At 37.1% G+C, this 18616-nt stretch carries 21 protein-coding genes; 6 read left to right on the forward strand and 15 right to left on the reverse strand.

Annotated elements, in window-relative coordinates; genetic code table 11:
* Positions 1-16: 16 nt before the first annotated feature.
* From SHI21_RS12200 to SHI21_RS12215, 4 genes are all read right to left on the reverse strand, one after another.
* Positions 17-451, reverse strand: a complete 435-nt coding sequence (locus tag SHI21_RS12200) for a response regulator (RefSeq protein WP_323576869.1) — start codon at positions 449-451, stop codon at positions 17-19.
* 175 nt (positions 452-626) lie between these two features.
* Positions 627-1196, reverse strand: coding sequence for a GNAT family N-acetyltransferase (locus SHI21_RS12205; RefSeq protein WP_323576870.1), 570 nt, complete (start codon positions 1194-1196; stop codon positions 627-629).
* A 4-nt stretch (positions 1197-1200) separates the two neighbouring features.
* Positions 1201-1740, reverse strand: coding sequence for a hypothetical protein (locus tag SHI21_RS12210; protein ID WP_323576871.1), 540 nt, complete (start codon positions 1738-1740; stop codon positions 1201-1203).
* Positions 1741-1816: 76 nt separating this feature from the next.
* Positions 1817-2200 (reverse strand): hypothetical protein, encoded by a 384-nt coding sequence (locus tag SHI21_RS12215; RefSeq protein ID WP_323576872.1) that lies wholly within the window; start codon positions 2198-2200, stop codon positions 1817-1819.
* Between the two features lie 281 nt (positions 2201-2481).
* Here SHI21_RS12215 and SHI21_RS12220 point away from each other — a divergent pair, with 281 nt between their 5' ends.
* Entirely contained in the window at positions 2482-3048 is a 567-nt protein-coding gene (locus tag SHI21_RS12220) for a hypothetical protein (RefSeq protein ID WP_323576873.1), read from the forward strand.
* Between the two features lies 1 nt (position 3049).
* Entirely contained in the window at positions 3050-4267 is a 1218-nt protein-coding gene (locus tag SHI21_RS12225) for a hypothetical protein (RefSeq protein ID WP_323576874.1), read from the forward strand.
* A gap of 45 nt (positions 4268-4312) precedes the next feature.
* Here SHI21_RS12225 and SHI21_RS12230 read toward each other — a convergent pair whose 3' ends face one another.
* The 4 genes from SHI21_RS12230 to SHI21_RS12245 form a co-directional block, all read right to left on the reverse strand.
* The gene (locus tag SHI21_RS12230; RefSeq protein ID WP_323576875.1) at positions 4313-6004 is read right to left on the reverse strand and encodes an NAD-dependent malic enzyme; all 1692 of its coding nucleotides are present in this window, start codon (positions 6002-6004) and stop codon (positions 4313-4315) included.
* A 111-nt stretch (positions 6005-6115) separates the two neighbouring features.
* Positions 6116-7462, reverse strand: coding sequence for a cation:proton antiporter domain-containing protein (locus SHI21_RS12235; RefSeq protein ID WP_323576876.1), 1347 nt, complete (start codon positions 7460-7462; stop codon positions 6116-6118).
* The gene (locus SHI21_RS12240) at positions 7459-8220 is read right to left on the reverse strand and encodes a hypothetical protein (protein ID WP_323576877.1); all 762 of its coding nucleotides are present in this window, start codon (positions 8218-8220) and stop codon (positions 7459-7461) included. The genes SHI21_RS12235 and SHI21_RS12240 overlap by 4 nt, the downstream gene beginning before the upstream one ends.
* A complete protein-coding gene (locus SHI21_RS12245) occupies positions 8217-9305 on the reverse strand; it encodes a Rieske 2Fe-2S domain-containing protein (RefSeq protein ID WP_323576878.1) in 1089 nt (362 codons plus the stop codon). Before SHI21_RS12245 ends, SHI21_RS12240 begins: the two co-directional genes overlap by 4 nt.
* Before the next feature lie 142 nt (positions 9306-9447).
* Here SHI21_RS12245 and SHI21_RS12250 point away from each other — a divergent pair, with 142 nt between their 5' ends.
* The 4 genes from SHI21_RS12250 to SHI21_RS12265 are packed head-to-tail and all read left to right on the forward strand — an operon-like array spanning position 9448 to position 13055.
* On the forward strand, positions 9448-10524 hold the full coding sequence (locus SHI21_RS12250; protein WP_323576879.1) for an aromatic ring-hydroxylating dioxygenase subunit alpha: 1077 nt from the start codon (positions 9448-9450) through the stop codon (positions 10522-10524).
* Between the two features lies 1 nt (position 10525).
* Positions 10526-11290, forward strand: coding sequence for a hypothetical protein (locus tag SHI21_RS12255; RefSeq protein WP_323576880.1), 765 nt, complete (start codon positions 10526-10528; stop codon positions 11288-11290).
* Entirely contained in the window at positions 11287-12141 is an 855-nt protein-coding gene (locus tag SHI21_RS12260; RefSeq protein ID WP_323576881.1) for an SDR family oxidoreductase, read from the forward strand. The genes SHI21_RS12255 and SHI21_RS12260 overlap by 4 nt, the downstream gene beginning before the upstream one ends.
* Positions 12138-13055, forward strand: coding sequence for a ferritin-like domain-containing protein (locus SHI21_RS12265; protein ID WP_323576882.1), 918 nt, complete (start codon positions 12138-12140; stop codon positions 13053-13055). Before SHI21_RS12260 ends, SHI21_RS12265 begins: the two co-directional genes overlap by 4 nt.
* Here the strand turns inward: SHI21_RS12265 and SHI21_RS12270 are convergent.
* From SHI21_RS12270 to SHI21_RS12300, 7 genes are read right to left on the reverse strand one after another with little or no spacing between them, the layout of a single operon-like run.
* Positions 13019-14368, reverse strand: a complete 1350-nt coding sequence (locus SHI21_RS12270; protein WP_323576883.1) for a GH3 family domain-containing protein — start codon at positions 14366-14368, stop codon at positions 13019-13021. The two genes, SHI21_RS12265 and SHI21_RS12270, sit on opposite strands and share 37 nt — an antisense overlap.
* Positions 14365-14970 (reverse strand): acyltransferase, encoded by a 606-nt coding sequence (locus SHI21_RS12275; RefSeq protein WP_323576884.1) that lies wholly within the window; start codon positions 14968-14970, stop codon positions 14365-14367. Before SHI21_RS12275 ends, SHI21_RS12270 begins: the two co-directional genes overlap by 4 nt.
* Entirely contained in the window at positions 14970-15716 is a 747-nt protein-coding gene (locus SHI21_RS12280; RefSeq protein ID WP_323576885.1) for a sterol desaturase family protein, read from the reverse strand. The genes SHI21_RS12275 and SHI21_RS12280 overlap by 1 nt, the downstream gene beginning before the upstream one ends.
* Positions 15707-16729, reverse strand: a complete 1023-nt coding sequence (locus SHI21_RS12285) for an aromatic ring-hydroxylating dioxygenase subunit alpha (protein WP_323576886.1) — start codon at positions 16727-16729, stop codon at positions 15707-15709. Before SHI21_RS12285 ends, SHI21_RS12280 begins: the two co-directional genes overlap by 10 nt.
* On the reverse strand, positions 16726-17022 hold the full coding sequence (locus SHI21_RS12290) for a 2Fe-2S iron-sulfur cluster binding domain-containing protein (RefSeq protein WP_323576887.1): 297 nt from the start codon (positions 17020-17022) through the stop codon (positions 16726-16728). Before SHI21_RS12290 ends, SHI21_RS12285 begins: the two co-directional genes overlap by 4 nt.
* Positions 17019-18209: a P-aminobenzoate N-oxygenase AurF gene (locus tag SHI21_RS12295; RefSeq protein WP_323576888.1), complete on the reverse strand. Its 1191-nt coding sequence runs from the start codon at positions 18207-18209 to the stop codon at positions 17019-17021. Before SHI21_RS12295 ends, SHI21_RS12290 begins: the two co-directional genes overlap by 4 nt.
* Positions 18206-18616: a DUF962 domain-containing protein gene (locus tag SHI21_RS12300; RefSeq protein ID WP_323576889.1), complete on the reverse strand. Its 411-nt coding sequence runs from the start codon at positions 18614-18616 to the stop codon at positions 18206-18208. Before SHI21_RS12300 ends, SHI21_RS12295 begins: the two co-directional genes overlap by 4 nt.

Consider the following 18616-nt stretch of genomic DNA (forward strand, 5'->3'; position numbering starts at 1 on the left):
GCAGAGTACTCTGGTATTAAACGGGATCAGGTCTTTTTCTTTTACTGTAAGCAAAAGCAATCTGTTCAATAAGATCTTTTTTCGTCCACGGTCTGACAAGATATCCATCAGCACCATCATTTGTTGCTTCCAGGATATTATCAATGTCACTGTCCGCAGAAACCATTAAGAAGGGAAGGTAATTTAATTGCGATTTAGATCTAATCGCTTTTAGTAAGTCTGTTCCGATACCATCAACTAATTTTGAATCACAAAGAACGAAGCCAGGAGCTTCTTTTTTAAATTGTTCGAAAGCTTCAGCAAGAGAAGTCGCAACAGTGATCTTTCCTTTAAATCCGATTTCACCTAAATCAGAAATCATTCGTTCTTGATAAGACTTAGTGTTATCAAGAATCAAAAGGTGAAGATTCTCAGGAATCGAAACTTCTTCGAGCAATAGGATATTATGCATTGGTACCTACAATGAGCGCTTTTAAAATTATTTAATGTTTAAATGGTATTAGGTTTTGAGAATAATAAAAGAGGAAAATACGGATACCTAATTATCCATATACTTAGGAAAAGCATCTTTATTTCTTGTGGCCCAATTTTGGGCCAGTGGCATTGAGATAATCACGTGTTGCATTTTATTTAAATAACAACAATGACTTATGAATGAGCCAATTTTCTTTTGTTAATTGCCATGTTTCAGCTTGAGTGAGTACGGGGTCTACAAATAAGCAAGGGCGAATTTCTATCATCGTCGCGCCGGCCTTTTCTTTGACCCTGCGAGATTTAGTATTCCCCAAGGCATTTGAAAAAATAAGCTCATCAAAACCCAGTTCATTAAAAGCATACTCAGTGATAGGTTCAACTGCTTCAGTCATATAACCTTTGCCCCAGAACTCTTCACCAAGCCAAAAACCTCTATGCTCTGGAGTACCTTGTCTCCAAAGGTCGACAGCACCAATAAGTTCATTGGGATTATCTTTTAAGTGAATTCCCCATACCCAACGATCATTGCCTTGCTTAGGGAGAATGACGTTGTTAAAAAACCATTCCACACCATCTGCAGGATAAGGCCATGGTACTGAGGCCGACAGCTGAGATATAACAGCATAATTAACAAAATATTTTTTGTAAGAAGGAAGATCTGAGACTTGAATTTCTTTTAAAATAAGTCTCTCTGTTTGAAACGATGGTATTTTTTCAGTCATAGGATTATTCGTCTGTGCAGTCTTTTACAGAAGCTTGATCTGTTGTGAAAGCTTTCAGGTTACATGACAATTGATCAACGTCGCCTTCGGTCTTATCCCATCCAGGTATTTTTCCTAGTTTTTTATTAGAGGCAGCAGGATGCCCGCTTACTTTACAGTCTTTGAAAGTACTCAAATCAGCACAAGTGAGAGTTAAAATAATTTCACCTTCTGCATTTGTTGTCTGATCGAATCTTGAATTTTTATGAGTTAGTTTTAAATCAAATTTTGCATTGATTTCTTCTGGTTTAACAAACTTTCCAATAAATGCAGAAGTGAAGGGAAGATCACTTCTATGAAACTGACGGATGACTTGAACTTTATCAGGACCTTTGATTTCAATTTCTACGGTGTCAGTGTCCACATCTTCGCAACCATAGTGGATGTGCCCACAAAATAATGTAACTGGAGGTTTTGAGATTGTTGGTTTCGGGGGAGTTTTTGCAGAAGACTTAGAACAAGATGCTATTAATATAAACATAGATAAGAAAAGAAGAGCTTTCATGTTTTCCTTGCAGGTACGTAATAATTAATACCTACATTTTTAGATCATTTCATTGAAGTATGTAAAGAGTGGAGCGTTATTGGAGGCTTTTATATAGCCATAACGTCTTGTAAGTTTCAGAGACAATCAGGCATACAGTGATCAAGTAAGAATAAGAAAGTCCCAGGAAGTTGATTGGTTCAAAAAGATAGGTAAATAACCATCCAAAAGTCCCTTTGCCTATCAAGAATACAATGAGGATTTGAATGAATGAGAGAATCCATGTAAATTTTTTTTCTTTTATTATTCCATAAATTTGTCCTGCGACCAGAGTTAAGAGAAGGACAAGAATGGCATTGGGGATATTGAATTTTTCGTCGACAAAAATAAGATTATAAATAAGAACGAAAAGATTCTTCAGCACGAAAAGTACAAGCGAGCTAAGGATTAGTAACTTAATTTCATGTCTATATTTAGTCATTTTAATACCTCGATGAAAATATTATCGAGTGAAATTAAGAATGTATACCAAGAAATGTTTAGTGTCTTTGTTGGTTCTTATTCAATAAGACATTTCATTGGAAAGCAGGCAATGACCACTCCACTTATCTTAGCACTACAAATTTCCTCTTAAAATCAATACTTGAAGACCCTTCTCTAAGGGGGGATTGTCTATTTTATGGACGGCCCTTACTTAATTACAATTTCAAAAGAATTGTCCAGCTTCTGTAATAAACTTGTTTGAATAATCCAGAGAGAACTATGAAAAAACTATTATTTCTAGCTTTAATTGCAAGTACAAATCTACACGCAGAAGAGTTCTTCTCTGTTGCACCAATCAAATTTCAACTTGAAGGCGCAAAGGTTGAAGAAAGATTAGAACAAACTTTAAAGTATCCGGAAGGACTATTGGGAAGATTTAAATCAGAAGGCGCTAAGATGTCTGATAAAAAAGTTTCTCAAAATTCGATGTCTTTTAAGGCCACGAAGACAGTTATGTTTATTTCTAAAACAGTTTTCGTCAATGGAGTACTGGATGTTACTGAAGATAATAAGAGCTGTGACAAAAATCAAACAGGTTATAAGTTAATCCTCAATCTGGATGGCTCTGACCAATTAGTGACAGACAACGTAGACCGTTTAGAAGCAATTATTTGTACACAGACTTTAAATAGCAAAAAGATAGCTGGTACGGTGAAAGGGAAAATTTATAAAGGAAGTGATTACTCTCATCTAGTTGGGCCGATTGCCAAAGGAATTATTGAAGATCAGTTAAATCCTTTATTAAAGGCACTTACTGAAGAAGTCCAATCAGGAAAGACGAATTAATATGAAGATGATTATTTCAACATTTGTATTTTCATTAACACTTTCAGTTTATGCAGGTGAGTGTGACAAGTTTAAAATTAGCAAAGCTGACTTAAGTAATCCTCTTGCTGTCGAGAAAATGCCTGAAATTATTTTGACACATTATCAGCAACCAGAAGCTACTGAGAGTGACTTTGTTGCAGATATTTCATTATTAAGAAAAGCACAAAGTACTCCTAAAAAAATATGGTGGAGCTTAACAGATTCTTCTAATGAAAAGGTTAATAGCTTTGTTAAAGATATGGAGAGTGGAAAAGGGTGTGCTGAAGAACTATTTACTAAAACTTACGATGCAAATGATAAATCGCTTCCTGTCGCATCAGTGGTGAGGAAAGTAAGAAGCCGCGACCTTGATCAAATTGCAAAAAGTAACATAAGTGAAGAAAAGAAAAGTACATTAACTGAAAAACTTAAATTACAGAAAATCTATCTTGAAGGTCACGAGAATCCGATTAAGGCAAAGGAATTTGCTTACATGATCGATCAGATTATTGTTGATGGTTTTCAAGAAGGAATTACTCCTAAGTACGGAAAGGTCCATGAGTGGAGCGCAGAGTTTAAGTCGTCAAAATCCAAAACATATTCATTGATGGGGAAGTTTTCAAAACTTCTTATTGCTCTTGCTCGTGGAGAGACATCACAGTACATGCTTTCAGGATCAGAAGAGCAGTTAGAAGCATGGATTCTGGATCAGGAAATTAACTCACTTTATCCACATGATTTAATCAAGGCCAGCTACCGTATTAACGATGGTGATATGTACCTGACGCTTCTAACGATTGAAAACGTTCTTAATCGTTATTGGAGAGTTCATAATAGACAAGACCTTCCTGTGACAATCAGACTTAGGCCTATCATTAATAGTTTTGGACAAGATGGTGATAACTTTGGTTCTTGGTACCACATGTTTGGAATCATGCTTTATGGTTACGTCGAAGGTCCATTAAGTGCAAGAACTGTTGGTGGAGTAGAGAGTTTAGGAAGTCATATCCTAGGAAAATTTGAAGACGAAAAACAAGAAGACTTCGTAAACTCACAAGGTGCTATTATCGGAGCAAGAGTTGCCCGTTCAATCAGAGCAAGTGGTTATGAGGAAATTAGACGTGATAAATCGCGCTTGAACCCTAATTACTACCTTAACTTGAATGAAGATTTTTCAAAGAGAATTCAAGAGTTATAATTAGCTCTTACACATATTCGCAATACAATCAGGTTTGGTACCTAATTATTTTTCTTTAAGCGTATATGTTCGATACTGCGGATACCAAAAATTACTCTCAATTCTATCCATTAAATCCTGATCACTTATTTTCTCAGCAGCACCAGAGGCCTGAGCAGCACGACTTACTTTGAAAGCAATCGCTCGAGACACTTTTTCAATATCTTTTAAGTCTGGAAGCAGGCCACCAGTATGTGCTTGTGCCAAAGGAGAAAGATCAGCTAGTGCTTCACTTGCTGCCATCAACATTAGGTCTGTCACTTTACGAGCACGTACAGCAAGAACGCCTAATCCGATACCAGGAAAGATATATGAATTGTTACATTGAGCAATTGGATAAACTTTTCCATTAAAATGCACAGGCATGAAAGGACTTCCAGTTGCAACGACTGCAGCTCCATTAGTCCAGTTAATCAAGTCGATAGGGTGTGCTTCAACTCTCGAAGTTGGATTAGATAGAGGCATGATGATTGGACGAGCACAATGTGAATGCATTGTACGAACGATCTCTTCAGTGAATAATCCAGGTTGTGCCGAAACACCAATTAAAACTGTTGGGTGCACATTTTGAACAGTTTTGAGTAATGAAATCTCTTCATCACTTTGTGCCCATGCTGCAAGACCAGATTTTTTCTGAGCAAGGTTAGCTTGAAAATCTAAAATGTTTGGCATGTTGTCTGTTAAAAGACCGAAGCGATCGACCATGAAAACTCTAGAGCGTGCTTCAGCTTCTGTTAAACCTTCTAGCTTCATTCTTTCGATGATCTGCTCAGCAATTCCACAACCAGCAGCTCCCGCACCTAAGAAGACAATCTTCTGGTCGCGTAGTTGTTCACCAACTGCTCGACTGGCAGCAATTAAAGTACCTAAGGTTACAGTTGCAGTTCCTTGAATATCATCGTTGAAACAACAGATCTGATCACGGTAGCGATTAAGTACAGGTGAGGCATTTCGTTGAGAGAAGTCTTCAAATTGCAGAAGAACATCCGGCCAGCGAAGTTTTACTGCTTGAACAAACGAATCGATAAATTGTTCATACTCAGGTCCTGTGATACGTGGGTGTTTCCATCCCATATATAACGGGTCATTTAAAAGTCTTTCATTGTTTGTTCCAACATCTAAAACGATTGGCAATGTATAAGCTGGACTGACTCCACCACAAACTGTGTATAAAGAAAGTTTTCCAATTGAAATACCAATTCCGCCGATACCTTGATCTCCAAGACCTAAGATGCGTTCTCCGTCTGTCACCACAATAACTTTAACTTTTTTCTTCGTTACATCAGCAAGCATTTCATCAATGCGACCGCGATCAGGGTAAGAAATAAAAAGGCCGCGAGCTGCTCTGTAAATTTCAGAGAAACGTTCACAGGCTTCGCCCACAACTGGAGTGTAAATAATAGGAAGCATCTCTGTTAAGTGAGAGCGTAGTAAATAGTAAAAAAGAGTTTCGTTTGTATCTTGTAAATCTCTTAGAAAAATATGCTTATCAATATCAGAACTGTGTTGAGCGTATTGAGCATAAGTGCGCTTTGCCTGCTCTTCAATAGTTTCCACTGTATGTGATAAGAGTCCATAAAGTTTTAAGTCATGTCTCTCTTCTTCTGAAAAAGCATTTCCCTTATTCAGTAAAGACATTGCAAGAAGTGAAGTTCCAAAATAAGAGATTGGAACAGGTCGTGTATTATTTGATTTCATAGTAAATACCTTTTATTCATATTATACTGACAGGATTATTATAGTCCTTTGGTATTATGTGACAACGGCATTTGACTATTTTTAAAGCTAACTTATTGCAGCAGTAGAATCTTAATGTTTATTCTTTACATGTTTGCTTAATAGCACACCCGTCATAAGAGTCGTGACGACGGCCATTATAACAAGCATTGTAAATAATCGAGGAGAGATGATTCCTAAATCTAATCCAACATTTAAAACAATAAGTTCAACCAGTCCTCTGGTATTCATTAATATTCCCAACGTGAGTGACTCTGACCAGGAATACTTAAGGGCCTTCGCCGAAATAAGTGTTCCACCTAGTTTCCCAATTGTTGCGACGGCTATAATGAGTAAACAAAGAAGCCAGTCTTGAGGTGTATTTAATAAACCGATCTGCGTCTTCATGCCTGTATAAGCAAAAAAAGCTGGAAGCATAAGAACGCGAATAACATCTTGCCATTTATGATTGAATTCGTGAGCAACGATGCTGTCATGAGGAATGATAAGACCTAAGAGAAAGGCACCAAAGATGGCATGAATACCTAAAACTTCAGTTGCCAGCGCAGATAATAAAATAGCAATAAGAAAGACCGCACCTTTGTTGTTGGTAAACGATTTTTGATTTTTAAAACTACCAATCCACTTTGTCAGTATAGGCCTCATAATAAAAAGCATAAACAGAATGAACAGGGCACACAGTCCATAAGTCATCAGGAAGTTTTGCCCTTGGCCTTGAGCACGGCTTGCGACAAATGCTAAAAGGCACCACGCCGTTACATCATCAATTGCAGCACACGATAGTGCTAATGAACCGATGGCCGTTTTTGTCATATTTTTATCAGCTAAAATTCTGGCAAGAACGGGGAATGCCGTGATCGACATTGATACGCCCATGAAGAGAGCAAAGTTTGTAAATCCAACTCCTGCTGGGGCCACATCTTGAAAGATAAATAAAGCGAGAATACTTCCTAGAACGAAAGGAAGCAGGATACTTGCATGAGATATAATAAAAGTTTGATGCGCACTTTTTTTAAGTTCTTTTAAATCTAATTCCAGGCCCATGAGAAACATATAAAGAATAATACCAATCTGGGCAATGATATTTAAGACTGGCATCGTTGAGGAAGGAATCAAAAGAGCACTAACTCCGGGAAGAAATTTTCCAAGCAAAGAAGGTCCGATGATAATACCGCCAATCACTTCACCCATAACAGGAGGCTGATCAAGTTTTTCCAGAAGAATTCCACAAATTCTTGCCACTGCAATTATAAAGGCCAGAGCAACCAGCACATCTCTTAGAAGACTTGCATGAGTAAGAGAAGCGCTACTAGAGGCCGCTATTATATTTCCAAACTGCATGCTTCCGTAATAGTTAATACCTAAGAACGCAGCGATACCTAACGTGATTGATAGAACGTAAAAGAGAGTGAGTTTCATAAATTATTTCGACCTAAAATTGATACGAGTTGGGATAGTGCCCTTACACAATCGGCCCCATGGTTTACTCCATGATCGAAGCCAATGTTGATAGTCAGAAAAGTTTTATTTTCTTTTTTGTAAGAGTTAGCGGAGCAAAGCACAAGCGCTGTCATACCATAAGCAGTGGCAAGGATGTCATCATTAGATTTGTTAACTGAAAACAACGAACTCACGGAAATACCACCGCCGTGTTTTTTCAGGTAAAATCCGGGGAAATTTGAAAAAACAAAAAAGATGAGACGCAGTTTGAGTTTGTTTAAGTAGTAGTTGCCTGGACCGTGGATGAGTTTATTGACAGGTAGATCTTCCAGCGTTTTTGATTTTTCTTTTTTTAGTTCACTACTAATTGTCTCCAAGGATTTCTGATAGGCATCCTGGATGGCCACTGATGAGACAATCTTGATTTGATTGTGGTTAATTTCAATTGGAACATTGACTGCATTGTAGTTTGGTTCAACGATTTTTTTTCCAAAAATAGTTTTGAAAAAAGCGCGATTATATTCAGGGTTTTCTTTGATTAAAATTGAGCTGGCCTTAATTAGTAAAGAAGTAAGAGATAATTTCTTATTTTCTGCTTCGTACTTCTCAACTAAATGAGTGATATCAACTTTGACTCTAAAGGGAAGATGAAAGCCATCTTTGATTTTATCAAGCTGTATTGATAAAAACCATTCATCGAGACTTAGGGACCTTACTGTACCTTCTTTGGATGTCATATTTTTTCCTTGAAGTTCTCACCCCATGGAGAAAGGTGTACTGAGTTTATTCGGTTGATAAGGTCTAAAACAGAGCGATCACCTTCAGAGGGATTAGTGACATTGTATCTCATATGAGGAAACGCCTTCACGTCATCATCTTTTAGGGCAATTTGAAGTATTAAAGCAAAAAGAATCTTTAACTGCTTTTTTACAAAACCAATAAGTCCTTTTTCCTTTTTTAAAACTAAAAAGATATCTACATCGCTTACTCCATTATGATGCGGTGTCGCCGCCCATAGAATAGAGGTTGTAGGGAGTTTAAAACCCTTATTTCTAAAATAGAGATCGTTGCCATAGGTAAGAGAAGTAATAGAGCCACCTGAAAAGAGGGCCTGGTACTTAAAAATACCGCCAGTGATATAATGGGCAATCTTTTGAAGAATACTATTTTGTGGAAGATTTCCTTTAAGGCCCCAAATAAAATTTTGGTTATTGTCAGACACACTTACATCGTATTGAAAATTTATATCTAGATTATGCACACTCTTAAAGTGTTGAAGATCAATCCCGCCCGCCATTAAAATATGGTGGTGAACAAAAAGTTTTGTTTTAAATAAGTGTATGCCTTCTACTTCCTGATTTTCTAATCCAGGAGGGGAAGGAACAGTAAAAGGCGCTGTAGAATCAGGAAAAATCCAGATATACCCGTATTTTTCTTCAACCGGATACTTTTGTAGTTTTTTATTTTTTAATTTAGAACAGTGTCCTTCTTCATCAAATTTCCACTGGTGAAGGTAGCACTGTAATTGATTATTGATAACTTTTCCGTTACCTAAATCAGTCCCCATATGCGGACAAAAAGCATCCAAAGCACTAAGGCTGCCATCAGTTTTTCTGAAGACCGCGACTCTTTGATTAAAAACGCTAAATGATCTAACAGTATTTTTTTTAAGTTTACTACTGGGACATAATGGCAGCCATCCACAAGTGAGCAGATCAGAGCGATTAAACACTTTCTCCTTCGAAATAGGTTGAGTGTGAATATTCTCATGATAAGTATGAAGATCCTTATCAACTCTTTTAATTTCTTTATTTGATAGCATAGCTTTTATTATAATAGAAAACCGCTTATCTACTAGAATTCATTCATTATTTTTGAGAGATGAAAAGCATCAGGTATTGATGAGATTTTTCTGCAATCTTGCAATTATCCCGATTTAATTTATCTTTAATAGATGGAGTTGTATGACAGATTTTAGAGTTCCCAATCAAAATACTCAGCCAATTGTTTCTTTCCCCGTTTTTAATAATTGGGATGTTATAGCGACAGGTTGGTATTTTGTTGCAAAGTCTTCTGACATTAAAAAAGAAGAAGTGAAAGGATTTCAAATCTGTGGGCAGGAGATCGTCATTTTTAGAGATCTTGAAAATCAGCTTTATGGAATGGATGCTTATTGTCCACATATGGGGACTCATCTTGGTGTGGGGAAAGTTGTTGGCAAAAATATCCAATGTTTCTTTCATCATTGGAAGTTTAACGGAAACGGGGAATGTGTTGATATTCCTTGCAGTACACAGAACAAAGAAAAAATTCAGGCAAAAGCTAAAAATCAATCTTATAAAGTCATAGAGCAGTTCGGTGCTATTTGGGTGTTTCCTTCATCTGTACCAGAATTTGAACTGGCCTCGTTTGCTGAATTTCCTAGTGATGATGTCGTTTTTAAGTTTGGTAAACCATATGAAAGGTCATGCCACCATCATATAACAATGATTAATGGGATTGATCCTCAACATTTAAAAACTGTTCATGCAATAGACCTTGAGATGAATGTGCAGATCGCTGAGAAATCCAGCGGTGATATGATCGACATCACTCTTACTGGAAAAATTGGGAAAGAGACTTTAAAAGACAGAATGGCACGAAGGATTTTAGGTGAGAGTTACTCTTACTCAATGAGATACGATTCGGCCAATAATGGATTCCTGACATTGATGAAGAATGTTCGTCTGTTTGGAACAGGGCCACAGTTACCAAGTCTTCATATGATTTTTGCTTATCGACCAATAGGAAAGGGAAAAACATTAGTTCAACCTATTTATGTAGATAAAAAAAGAAAAGGTCTCACAGGAGCGATTACCAATAAAATTTTAATATTCATGACTAAAAGAGCATTCTTCGCACTTCAGGGAGAAGACGGAATGATTTATGAAAACATGAGATTTTATCCGGCAAATCTTTTAGAAATCGATCGTCCAATTAGTATGTTTATTCAATATGTAAATAAACTGAAGCCTAGTAGTTGGAGTGGAGCATGGAGATAGTATGGAACTCGCGAGCATGACTTTGGTTAATCAGGTTAAGAAAAACAAGCTGGTCGCGTTGGTTATCAACCCGAAGGCGATAGAGTCTGGTGAACTGACTAGGATGTATCATTTATTTTGTCAGTATTATGAAGGTCATCCTTTCGAGACTTTTAAAAAAGATCTTTATGAAAAAGAAGATGTCATTCTACTTAAAGACTCCCGTTCTAAAGAGATACAGGGTTTTTCAACAATCCTAAAAGTTAAAATTACGAAAGATAATAAAGATTATTATGGGATTTATAGTGGTGACACTGTTGTGGCCAATGAATACTGGGGATCTCCCGCATTAGGTATTATGTTTCTAAAATACCTTTGGATGCAAAAGATAAAAAATCCTTTCCGTCCTCTTTATTGGTTCCTTATTTCTAAGGGGTATAAAACCTACTTATTAATGGCCAATAATTTTGTGGTTCACTACCCACGTTATGAGGAAAATACAAAGAGTCATCATCAAGAACTCATGAATTCTTTTTATTCGAAAAAATTTAAAGAGAGCTATCACGGCAAAGAAAATCTTGTTATCCCATCTGGCGATACATGCCATCTAAAGTCAGATGTCGCTGATATTCATTGTGAACTTCTTGGACTTCCAAGAGTTAAGTTTTTTCAAGAAAAGAATCCTAAATGGCAGGAAGGGGTAGAGTTATGCTGTATCGCCGAGATGTCTATCGTTATGCCAGCAAAATACATGTTAAAAAAAATGATCAAAGGTTTGTTTAAATGAGTAGAACTATCGTTATTACAGGAGCGACTTCAGGTTTTGGAGTGGCCATAGTGAGAGAATTTCTTTCTCATGGGGAAACTGTTATCGCAACAGGAAGAAATCTTTCATCTAGAAAAGATATATTTAACGATGAAAGAAACAAATATAAGGATCTTTTAATTGAGTTCGATTTAGATGTGACTGTGGAGTCAGAGTGTCATGCTTTTAAAAAGATGCTTGAAGCTTCCGGACACTCCATTGATATCTTAATCAATAATGCAGGGTATGGGCTCTTTGGTGCTCTTGGGAATTTATCCTTAGATCAAATCCGCCATCAGTTCGAAGTTAATTTTTTTGGAATGGTCAGAGTTACACAAACTCTTCTTCCTCTTGTGATTAAATCGAAAGGGAAAATATTTAATTTCTCTTCTGTGTTTGGTTTTTCAGGTTTTCCACTTTCAAGCGCTTATTGTGCAAGTAAATTTGCGGTAGAAGGTTTTTCAGAATCACTAGATTATGAATTAAGACCTCATGGTGTTCAGGTTTGTTTGATTGAGCCTGGAGGTTACCGCACGAAGTTTGGTTCAAGCTCGGTATGGGGTAATCAAAAAGAAGAAACTTATGATCTTCAAACTCAGAATTATCAATCTTTAAGAAATAAGATAATGAGCAGAAAAAATTATCAAGACCCAGCTGACCTGGCCTTAGGAGTCTGGCGATTATCTAAGAAATCATCTCTGCCTCTAAGGGTGCCATTTGGAAAAGATGCAAATGCCACTGCCTTTATAAGAAAGTTAATGCCGGCAGGAGTTCTTCATCGAATGTCACATATGATGTTTAACAAAATATTTTTAAAGAAAATTAATCAATGAAAATTAACAAAGACCAATTGTTTCTTAAAAATATTTCAGAGAATGAATCTAAGATCGAACGCTTGGTTAAGGTATCATTTGCTGCCAATGGTTTTACTCCCGTTGAAAAAACTATTACCGATGGTCTTTATTGGGGCGAAAACTTCTTTTTTTTGAATAAAAGCTCTTTGTGGAAAAGTTTAAAAGAAGAACAGAAATTTAGAATCCTTTCAAGAATGAATGAGCATCTTTTGCGAGAAGCTTATTACATAGAAAACGCAGGTATGCTTTATGCTGCCAAGATGAATATAATAGCGGAGTCTCAAGAGGAAAGGTCATTCTTTTCAATCATGGGATTTGAAGAAGCAGAGCACTTACAAAGCTTAACTCCTTTTTTAAATGCTAATATCACAGCATCTGATGTTCCAAGTTTCTCAAGTCATATTGGAAAGATCATCACTGAAGGTGATAGGCCTTCAAATCTTTTTCTAATCCAGATCCTGTTAGAGGGATGGGGGCTTAGTTATTATCAGACTCTTGCCGAGCAGAGTGCTGATAAGGGGATGCGCGAAGTCTTTTTGAGAATTATCAAAGATGAGACGAGGCATCACTCAGCTGGAGTTCTTTTACTGGAAAAAAAACAGACAGAACAAAACACTTTTTTACTGGATGCTTTTCACGAACTTTTAAACATGGTGAGAATCGGGCCTTGGACTCTTATCCAGGAAATTAAAAAAGAAGTGGGGGATTTATCTGAAAAACATACAAAAATCCTCATTAGTGAAATCAATGCGGTCTCTGATACCAATCAAAAGCTTGCCCGTTTAAAATTGCTAACAGAAAAATCACTGGGCGATGAACTTCTCAATAAATTTCAAAAGAATGGTATCTGGCTATCTTATTCAGAAGAGGACATGCTTAAGGCCCACTCGTAGAGTGCTTTTTTAACTTCAGGTCTCTTAACTATCGTAAAATCTTTTTGATCACCTTCGCGAATCCCCAAGTTTAATTGAATATTCTTAATTTCTTTTTTCAATCCATTTACATACAACAGTCTTGAGGGCCTTAATTGATTGAGGTCTCTTGCTAGTTTGTAATGGTGGATGCTTTGAAGTTTATTTTCAATTGCGACTGCATCGAGTTTGGAGTTTGAATTCTGAGACTCAGCTATAATGGTATAGTGAAAGTTTTTGTCGTCTTTGTTGGCAATGATGACAAAATCCAGGAAGTCGTGAGTAAACAATTCTCTTAAAATATTTCCTGATAACTTTTCTCCAACCATGTCTGAGCTGTCGCCTTTTCTTCCAAGAAACTCAAGCATTGGAGTTTTTTGGTAATGGCCGGTGCAAACCACCTTATCGCCAATCTCGTAACGAGTTTCCATATTGGGAAAACGAGGGAGAATTTCATATTCTTCGCCTTCTTTTAACTGATGCAAAAGAAGTCTGTCATGAGATTGGTTCATAAACTCAAAATAAGTATGATTGAGTAGTGGGAGCATGCCTTGAGATTTAATCCAAGGAATCGTCATGGGGCCTTCTGTGGCCATGAGACCTTTACCCTGAAACCAAACCTCAGGAAAGATCTTTTTTAGCTCTTCTGCGGAGCTTTGTGATTCACCGGAACTCCAAGCACTGATCATTTGCAGATGAGGCCAGTGGTCGTTAAAAGACCCGCTAAAACCTAATTCTTTTTTATGAGTTTCAATATAATCCAGAAGATTAAGAAAATAAGTTGGACTCCAGATTGAGATAATCTCGAGGTCACGTCGTGCCAGAAGTTGCTTTGCTACTTGATGATAAAACTCTTCTCCCGAAGTCACCCTTTGCATAGCAGGGTCTACGGCCAGGAATTTTTTTAGCAGAGGACGCATCAGGGGAGAGACGTATTCTGTATCGTTGTCGAGACCGCCATGATCATTGATTCTTGGCGAGAGACTCATATAAACCACGCCTGAATCGAGTTTAATAGGAGCATTGTTTAAAATATCACAGGCCCAAATTTGAAACATATCTGAAAATGAGTTCTTCAGCGACTTGGTGTAAGTGATTTTCTTCTTAGCACCGCTACTTCCAGAGGTGTACTCATGTCCCACAACTTTTTCCAGATGGGTTTTATCTGCTTTCCATTTGTTTAAAAGATAGGCCTGGGCCTTTTGTGGGTCCTTTAAAGACTCTTCAAAAAATCGAATTTTTTGAGAACTCATCACATTGAGGAATTGGCGTGCTAAAGGAAGAATCAGACTCACTGGTATTCTCCACGCCACCACAATCTAGTTTTAGGTTTTATTTTTGAGCGGGGTTCTATGACAGTCCCTGGGCCGAATTGAGAGTCAGCTCCAATGAATGAGCGCTCTCCAATGATGATTTTTTTAGTAATCAGATGAGCTCTTCCATCAATATCAGCGACCATGTGAGAACTCATCGCTGTAAGATGACCAATAACCACGCCGTCTCCAATTTCGACTAGACCTCTATCGAGAATTTCTACTCTCGGAGTCCAGAAAACCTTTTTACCAATTTTTGATCCCCATGCTCTAAGCCAGACAGAGTACAGTCCTGGGACGATATGAAGGATTTGTTCGAATTGGGGAACAATGATGAATAAATATTGAAGTTGATGATTGCCCCACCATGCGGAGTATTCTTTTGACTGTAAGTTTTTAGATTCTTCTTTTAAGGGATAAAAGAAATTATGAATCTGATTGAGAAGAAGTGGCAACAGGTAAAGCCATGCCAGCGAAGCAATAATAAAAATTGGATGTGTTGCAGCAGTTAGGTAAAGAAAATAAGAGAATCCTAAAAAATGCACTAAAGGAAATAATGAAATAAGTCGGCCGAGTATAGTCATTATTTAAGTCTCCAGGGAAAAAAGCACTGATTCCAAAAAGAAAATCTTTGCATATCTTCTCCCAATATTTCACATTTCTTATCTGTAGAGTAAAAAGTCCCATGCCATTTATCCCATAGGATAAAGTTAGCACCAAAATTTTTATCGTAAATGGTGCTAGAGTGATGCCACTCATGATGATGAGGAAGAACCATAAATTTCTCCAGAACCTTTTCTAATTTCCCAGGAAGACGAAAACCTGAGTGTCTCCATAGGTCCAGAGCATTTCCAATGGCAATCGCCAGTAGAAATCCTTTGGCATCGTTTAAGAGAAAAATAAAAAAAGCATGGATCCATAAATAAATGATGAAAAATGAAGACCAGAAACTGTTTCTTGAAGTGACCCATAAATCTAGCTTTTGAGCGGAGTGATGAACTCTGTGTAACGGCCAAAGCGTGGATGTATGCATCAGTCGGTGATTCCAGTAGTAAAGATAGTCTATGATCACAAATTGGATTAAAAAAGAAACAAGAGGATTGATCGAGATAATCCCTCTGAGTTCAGGCGTGAATTTCTGAAGGACAGCAAACAAAAGATAAGTTTGAATTAAGGGAAATAAAAAACCTTGTTGAAGTAATCCCAGGATATCAATAAACCATTCGGATTTATTTCTTATAAGTGCTCTTTCTTTATATTTTTTGACAGTCCAGATGGTCAGCATCCAGAAAACTGCAAAAACAAGAATGAGTTCAAAACTTATATCCAAAATTTAATCCTAGATGTGCGATCAGGTAAAAGCCCTGGATCTCTTCCTTCCTGGATTTCTTTTTGGATAGACTCAATATAGGTATGAATAATATCGCATGGAGAGTAACTGAAATTGGTTCCGTACTTTTCGATCCCTTTCATTTGATCTCTTAAAATGACAATGTCCTGATCGATAATCGCCTGGCCATGCTTTCTAATGATAGGTCGACTGAAATAATTCCAGATTCCATAATTATAAGTAAGATCTGTGTAAACAAGTGTCTTGTTATCTTTTAAAGGGATTGATTGGGAAGTGATGATGAAATGCTTCTCTCCGCCAAACCAATAATTAACTGTAGTCACATTGGGCATGAAGAATTCATCGGTATGACCGATGTCAGAGCCTTTAGGATTCAAGAACCAGGAGAATAATCCGAAGTTTTTCTTTTCTCCGAGATAGGTGACTTTTACATGGCCTTTTTGTCTAGTGACTTCTGCCTCAAGCTGCTCATTACCTGGATCTCTAAAAATTTTAGGATGCACGAACGTCGTGTGGGGAATATCAACAAAGTTCTCAGCACAGTTGGTAACATTATTTTCAAAAGTGTTTTGTAAACGAATAGTCGTGTATCCCTTCTTTTTATATGAAGGCATAACGAAGGGCTTCGTTTCAATTTCTGGTTTGGAATTCAATCTAACGTAGATATAGTCGTCTTGCTCAATTACATCATAAGTTTTTGCACATTTCTTTTTAGTAATCATCTCAGGCCCTTCAGAAGGGATTTGAACGACTTCTCCTGATCCGTCGTAAACCCATCCATGATAGCCGCATTGAAGATGCCCGTTGTGGACTCTGCCTTTTGAAAGCTGAACTGTGCGGTGAAGACAGCGGTCTTCTAAAACGCAAGCTTTGCCATTTTTATCACGAAACAAGACCAGCCAATCATTAAAAAGCTCACAGGCCTTAAGTTGATCTTTCTTAAGCTCGTGAGATTCAGCAAGAATGTACCAGAAATCTTTTTCTGAAATCATATTTTTTCTTTTTCTATTTTTATATTGGCCGTTAATTTTACCTGACATGCTAAACGAAGAGTTTTATCGCCAGGATAGAGACCTTCTAGAAACTCCTCTTCATCAGGTGTTCTTTGGTGAAGTGGGTGAGGAGACTCTTCATGAACTCTTATCAGGCATGTACCACAGATGCCAGTTCTGCATCCAAAGAGGATAGGAGAGTTTTGAATAGTGAGCGTTTGTGAGAGTTCAGCATTCTCATTAAGTTCAATGGGAGAATAGGCCTTATCTGTGAATTCAATCTTATATTTCATGCGGCCTTTGATCTAAATTTTTTGAAAGCATCACGATTAGTTTTCAAATGCTTTTCCAGTTTATTTTCTGACATGATTAACATGTCTCTATTGGTCTTATTAATGTACTTAAAATCCGCCAGGTAATGCTTGTATGAATCAATAGACTCCTGATGAGTTTGATGTGATTGAATCATTCCTTCAGATTCTTCACAGAAACTCTTTCTTAACGCTTCCAGTGCTTCAAGATGAGACATATTAAAGATCTTTGATCTTAAAACTTTATAGATTAATGGATAAAGAGCAGGGTCGTACCAAAAGATTCCATTGATGGCCGTAGAGAAATTGTAATGGTCTCTTTGGCATCCTTCCAATGACATGTTCGCAACCATTTTTTCAAATTTACTGGCCGCAGGAAGAGAATTGATAACTTCATGAGAAATTACACTTGATGTATTGAAGTGAAAACTTTCATCCATGAAATGGTAATAACTTACTTTCGATGGAATCGGTGAGTTCTCTTTATTAGCGTGTTCTGTGTAATAACGAGACAGTTGATGCTGAACCATTTTTCCATTCAGTGTTCTAAGCCCTCTAACAGTAAAGTACTGGCAACCAATGAATGCACTATTTGAAGAAAGCACTGAATAAGTTCTAAGCTGCCATGTTCTGAACCATTCCTGCATTTTAGACAGGTCAGAGTAGAGCATTGTCTTAACAAAAGGAGTTCTCATTGGATAAGTAAAAATTCTTTCTCCAAAAACTTCTTCTTCATATTTTTCGGAAATAACCTTAAAGGCATTGATATGGGTTCTTTCCTGAGCTGACTCTAGATCAAGGGTGTCACATACGATTTTGAAATCTTCAAGTCCGTACATAGCAGCAGCTGCAGTCTGGTTAAAGAAAATTGTAGCTATCTCTGCCGAAATAATTTGTGCGTAGTAAGCAATCCAGTAAAGTTGATTCAATTTTACTTTTTGTGCAGGTGTTGAATGATCCCATAACCATGTTCCATACATCAGACTGAATTTTTCAGGATTCCACATCTCATCTTTGCATTCAGCAAGGTTAAATAGTTTCGCCGATAGATCCATATTTTCTGTCTGATCCAGTTCTTTACTCTTCTTTAGTGACATCTCCATTCTTTTAAGAGTTTTAACATCTTCGAGTAAAGTTGAATTATGAGTTTGGGATAAGTTTTTATTCATACATTTGTTCCTAATTTGGAAAACATTTCATCATTGGCCTTCGATTCGATTTCGCCATTTTTATATTTTTGCCATTTCGCATTTACGTAAGAAATTTCTTCCCAGTACCTTCCAGAGATAAAAAGGAAGGCCATTTTAGAGCTGAACTGAACAACCTGAAGACTAGAAGTCGCTTCTTTGGCGTCAACGGTGCCGTCAGAGAAAAAATAGTGACCAGCCGTACCGATAATCCCTGATGCAAAAAATCCAAGGATAAACCAAGGATTCACAGCAACTGCAAGAATAGGTGAGAGCCAGAAGAAAATAAAACTGATGAAATGAACAGCAACATTTTTTCTGTTTTGATGGCGTAATACAAATAAATCCCAATCTACTAATGTATTAGGAAAATCTTTTGATGTTCGCAT

The sequence above is a fragment of the Bacteriovorax sp. PP10 genome (assembly GCF_035013165.1).
Lineage (GTDB): Bacteria > Bdellovibrionota > Bacteriovoracia > Bacteriovoracales > Bacteriovoracaceae > Bacteriovorax > Bacteriovorax antarcticus.